This window comes from Microcystis sp. LEGE 08355 (genome assembly GCF_015207185.1).
Taxonomy (GTDB): Bacteria; Cyanobacteriota; Cyanobacteriia; order Cyanobacteriales; family Microcystaceae; genus Microcystis; species Microcystis panniformis.
The window spans coordinates 1-5,132 of record NZ_JADEXI010000337.1 but is presented as its reverse complement, the minus strand read 5'-3'; the positions used below and the strand labels follow the sequence as shown (position 1 = coordinate 5,132).

At 43.1% G+C, this 5,132-nt stretch carries 4 protein-coding genes and 1 pseudogene; 4 read left to right on the top strand and 1 reads right to left on the bottom strand.

The annotated features are described in order from the left end of the window. Nucleotides 1-138 precede the first annotated feature (138 nt). Both IQ242_RS16255 and IQ242_RS16250 read left to right on the top strand, forming a co-directional pair. Nucleotides 139-240 (top strand): annotated as a pseudogene (locus IQ242_RS16255) (DUF4089 domain-containing protein); the annotation flags it as partial. Beyond that, entirely contained in the window at nucleotides 237-1,568 is a 1,332-nt protein-coding gene (locus IQ242_RS16250) for an AtzE family amidohydrolase (protein ID WP_193960673.1), read from the top strand. The pseudogene IQ242_RS16255 and the gene IQ242_RS16250, both read left to right, overlap by 4 nt. 305 nt (nucleotides 1,569-1,873) lie before the next feature. Here IQ242_RS16250 and IQ242_RS16245 read toward each other — a convergent pair whose 3' ends face one another. Continuing rightward, a complete protein-coding gene (locus tag IQ242_RS16245; RefSeq protein WP_193960672.1) occupies nucleotides 1,874-3,043 on the bottom strand; it encodes a glycosyltransferase in 1,170 nt (389 codons plus the stop codon). Nucleotides 3,044-3,208: 165 nt separating this feature from the next. Between IQ242_RS16245 and IQ242_RS16240 the strand changes: the two genes are divergently transcribed. Beyond that, nucleotides 3,209-4,486, top strand: coding sequence for a glycosyltransferase (locus IQ242_RS16240; RefSeq protein WP_193960671.1), 1,278 nt, complete (start codon nucleotides 3,209-3,211; stop codon nucleotides 4,484-4,486). Further along, on the top strand, nucleotides 4,473-5,132 hold a 660-nt coding region (locus IQ242_RS16235), incomplete at its 3' end, for an MOSC domain-containing protein (protein WP_193960670.1). The genes IQ242_RS16240 and IQ242_RS16235, both read left to right, overlap by 14 nt.

Below are 5,132 nucleotides of genomic sequence, written 5' to 3'. Positions count from 1 at the left end.
AGTTACCTAATTTTCAGGGAAAAAGTACCTGAATTTTACCCCCGATCCCTCCAATGGTCAGCACTTTTTGCGGGGAAAAAAGTCTAAAACCCTTATCCAACAAGGTTTTTAGATTTATTCAGCAAGCGCTATTTAAATTCTGTGGTTGAAAACTGGCAACGCTTGCAAGAAATCGCCAGTTTAGTGACAGAATTTCCCTTAGAGGATGACGGGGAAAGCGCCCTCAGCTTTGAACCATGACTATTTCTGTGTGCAATTTAGCTCGATCAATCCAAAATCGTCAAACTAGAGCCTTAGAAGTTATTAGCCAGACTTTGGCGGAGATAGAGGCGAAAAATCGCCATTTAAATTGCTTTACCGACATTTTACAGCCTAGGGCGCTCGCTCAAGCCCAAAAAATCGATCAAGCGATCGCTAATGGGGAATCCGTCGGTGTCTTAGCAGGAGTCCCCTTCGCCGTCAAAAATCTCTTTGATATTGAGGGCATTGTCACCCTTGCCGGCTCCAAAATCAATCGAGATCACCCTGCCGCCGGACAAGATGCGATCGCTATTCAAACCCTAGAAGCGGCTGGGGCAGTTTTGGTGGGGGCGACCAATATGGATGAGTACGCCTACGGTTTTGTCACCGAAAATGCCCATTATGGAGCCACTCCCAACCCCCGCGATCCTAGTCGCGTCTCGGGGGTATCCTCCGGCGGTTCCGCCGCTGCCGTTGCCGCTAATTTAGTGCCTCTCGCCCTCGGTTCCGACACTAATGGTTCCGTGAGGGTTCCCGCCGCTTGTTGTGGCGTGGTGGGGCTAAAACCCACCTTTGGGCGCGTATCCCGTCAGGGCTTATTTTTGTTCGTTAGTAGTTTAGACCATCCGGGATTTTTTAGCGGCAATGTGGCGGATATGGCGGCTATTTGGCGTGTTTTTGCCAAAAATAACCTTAAAGCTCCTTTAAATGGCTTAGAGTCCGTAAAAATAGCCCTTGCCGATGATTATTTTCAGCAGGGAGCCGAACCGGAAGTAATCGAGGCGGTGACAGCGATCGCCGAACGTTTAGGAGTGACCAAAAAAATCACCATTCCCGAAACCGCCCGCGCCAGGGCAGCCGCCTATATAATTACCGCTTCCGAGGGGGCAAATTGGCATTTACCGCGTTTACAGACCAGATTAGAGGATTTTGACCCCGCAACCCGGGATCGCTTCTTGGCAGGGGCATTAATTCCCTCTAGCTGGTATTTACAGGCTCAACGTTTTCGCCGTTGGTATCGCGATCGTCTGCGAGAGATTTTCACCGAAGTCGATATTATCCTCACCCCGACGATTCCCTGTATTGCGCCGCCGTTAGGAGTAGAAAAAATGATTATTGACGGGCAAGAGCTATTAATTAGACCTAATTTAGGCAGATTTACCCAACCTTTTTCTTTTATCGGTTTACCTGCCCTTTCTTTGCCGATTAAACGTCCATCCCAGCTACCTTTAGGTTTGCAAATCATCGCCGCTCCCGATCGCGAAGAGTTAATGCTAAGAGTAGCCAGGGTTTTAGAGGAAATGCTCATAGATATCCCGCACAAGTGAGATTTCAAGGGCTTACTTCCTCTTAAAATCCCTAATTTAGGCACTTATTAAGCGAAAAGGTCAGTTTTCCAGTCTGAGTAAGGTTTGCTGAATAAATCTAAAAACCTTGTTGTATAAGACTTTTAGACTTTTTGGTTTCCAAAAAGTACCAGATATGGGAGTGATCGGGGGGAAAATTCAGGTACTTTTTCCCTGAAAATTGGGTAATTGACCCCCTCAAAATCAGTAAAACCCTACACCCTACACCCTACACCCTACACCCTGCCCCCAGGAAAAACTTTTTCAGCATACCCTAAGTAAACAATCTACTGACTGGGAGACTCCTTTTCAATCACATCTAACCAAGCGGCGGCTGATCGCTCCCAGGTGTCATTTAGGGCAATTTGACGACATCTTTGGCGCTCTTGGGCTAAAAGCTGGGGATTTTTCAGTAATTCGACAATTTTCCAGGCTATAGCTTCCTGAGTAGCTGGATCGGTTACTTCCCCCGGTACTTTCACACAGTAGTCCTTTTCTCGAAAAACAGCAAAATCCGTCACCACTGGCAGACAACCCACCACTGCCGACTCGCGCACAGAAATACAATCGATCTCACGATAGGTGCAACCGTAGTAATGAATAGCAGAGCGCGCTTTTTCCTCGATTAGTTGACGATAACCCATCATTCCCCGATCAACTACCCCCGCACTAGCTTTAATCAAAGCGATTAAATTATCCCGCCATTCCCTGCGATCGCCAATTTCATCCCGTTTAGTAAAACCATAGTAGAGATGTAACTCGGCTGCGGGAATTGCCGCCTTGATAATCGGCCAGCCATGCTTTAACATCGACTCTAGGCCCCGATAATAACGAGAGGCATAGACTAGACGATAGGGAAGATAGTCACTTTCCGGCACTGTCTCACTTACAGCCAAAAGGGAAGTATCGATACCATTAGGAACAATCGGACATTGATTATCGGCACAGAAATCCAGTAAATCTCGTTGATATTGGCTTTTACAGAAAATTTTGTCGTATCTAGCCAAAATTTCGGGGGTATAGGAGTCTGCTGGCACTTTAATATCTTGCCAATCAAAAAAAATTCGTTCTGCTTTGGTACCAGGACGGCAATAGGTGGGATGACGAGAGATCACCAATGTCTCAAAGTGATCTTGCCAATTCATGTGGTAATAATTAACATAGCGAATACCGTCCTGTTCCCCTTCCATACCCTCACAATTGCCGAAAATAGTCACTTTATAGCCGCGTTTCGTCCATTCTTGCGCTAAAAAAGCCACCGATGCCTGGGTACCACTGGCCCCCCGTTGCCAAATTTCCGCCGGAAGCATGGGACGATATTTTTCTGTGTAAATAACGATCGATTTTTTCGGCCAACGACGGGCGCTCAAACGCTGTTTAATTTGAAATAGGGAAGGTGCGCTGGCTCGTAGCCATTGTTTGAGATTAGATTGTAGGGATGGAGTAGCTTGTGACACTCTTTTTCTCCAAGATCGAGGGAAAATAGGGGCTATGGGTGATAGAGTCTTAGTTTCTCGAATTTAACTCGATTTCTCGACTCAGTAGAACAATTCGAGCCTATCATATAATGGGTTCAAGTCAAAAATCAATCTTTTTATTGCCAGCTATCGACAAGGAAATCTATGAAAATTGTCATCCCGATCGTGTTTTATCGCCAAGGAGGAGTAGAAAGAGTCATTATCTCTTTAATACCTAGCTTATTAGAATACGTCGAAGAAATTATTATCGTTATTCCTCGTAATGACATTGAATATTTTAAGTCTTTGATGCCTGCTTCTGACAAACTCATCTACGAAGATTTTGCTTTTTACCCCCAGAGTTTTGAGACAAAACTCATTTATTTTAATGGTCTTCTAGCGAATTTTTATAAAACCCTAAGACTGACTTCTATTCATCGTCTTTTCTCTCGTAGAATTGAACTTTTACGCATCGAGACAAGAATTAATCAGATTATCAAGCGTTACCAAGCTGATCACTGTTTGTATGGAATGACTAATCGGATTTCTCCTCCTAATGTCAAGGTTACTTTAAGTGGCATTATTTATGATGTCTTTTGGCAATTTGCTCCCTTAACTTACTCAGAATCCTATCAAGAACCCTACAATGAAGTCTTAAAAGAATGGTTAGATAAGGCCGATCTACTCTTCACAATTTCCCAAAAAACTAAAGACGATGTTTTAAAAGTTTTTCCCAATGCTACCTATGCTAGTAAATTAAAAGCTGTACCCTTAGCGGGATTTGTCGATCAGTCTAATCCCAAGAGTGATTTAGTCAAAAGTGAGCTAGTTACTTTTTATTTTCCTTCCTCTTTTGGTATCTACAAAGATCATCTGACTTTACTCAAGGCAGCAATTACACTAGCGAAAAAAGGCTTAAACTTTAAGGTTGTTTTCATCGGTAAAGAGACCGATAATCTAGTTAATGGAAATCTGCAATTGTCTCAACAATCCAAAACTCAAGAATACCAAGATTATCTCAAAGAATGTACCCAACTTTATCAGGAAAATCAAGAAATTTTCGAGAGTCATATCAAGGGATTAGGTTATCAAGACTATGAAACCTTACAATTTTATTATCAAACCTGTTCCTCTGTGGTATTTCCCTCAAAATACGAAGGTTTTGGATTGGCAATAGCGGAAGCCATTTTACAAGGAATTCCCGTTATCGCTTCCGATTTAGAAGTGTTTCAAGAACAGGTAGAATTATATAATTGTCCCGAAAGAGTGCAATTCTATCCTAGGGGAGATGCAGACAGTTTAGCCAACTGTTTAGAACAATTTATCCTCAATCCAATTCCTCGCTTGTTACCCGAAGATATCCCCAATAAAATTAATCTCTGGACTTGGGAAGATGTGGCGAAAAAATATGTAGAACTACTGAAAGAAAATGCAGGTTACTGATCTCTATATCTACCCGATTAAATCCTGTCGAGGTATTCAATTATCCCAAGCTGAAGTGACTGCTAAAGGTTTACTCTGGGATCGAGAAATGATGTTAGTGGATGGCAAGGGTAAATTTATCACCCAAAGAGAATATCCGCAATTAGCCACCGTTTCTGTCACGATTACAGGAGATAAATTTTCTCTGAAAACATCTCAAGATTCCCTGACTTTTCAGCCTAATTTCACAGGAGAAAAAAGAGCGGTTCAAATCTGGGAATCTCAAACCATAGCCATGGATCAAGGGGATGAAATCGCCGAATGGTTTGAGAAAATTCTCGACATTCCCTGTCGTTTAGTGCGACAATCTCCCGATTATCCACGTCCTGCAAATCCTCGCTATGCAGGGAACGATCATACTCCTGTCAGCTTTGCCGATGGTTATCCAATTTTATTAACTAATACTGCTTCTTTAGCGGACTTAAATCGGCGTTTAGTTGCACCGGTGCCGATGAATCGTTTTCGGCCTAATATTGTTATTAGTAGCGATCAAGCTTTTAGCGAAAGTAGTTGGCAAAAGATCACAATTGGAGAGATAAATTATGCTCTGGTTAAACCCTGTAGTCGCTGTATTATCACCACCACGGATCAAGAAACAGGTAGGAGA

Bases quoted from the DNA above. Each gene is read 5' to 3' on its own strand.
- IQ242_RS16240 (WP_193960671.1), top strand. From the start codon at position 3,209: ATGAAAATTGTCATCCCGATCGTGTTTTATCGCCAAGGAGGAGTAGAA.
- IQ242_RS16250 (WP_193960673.1), top strand. From the start codon at position 237: ATGACTATTTCTGTGTGCAATTTAGCTCGATCAATCCAAAATCGTCAA.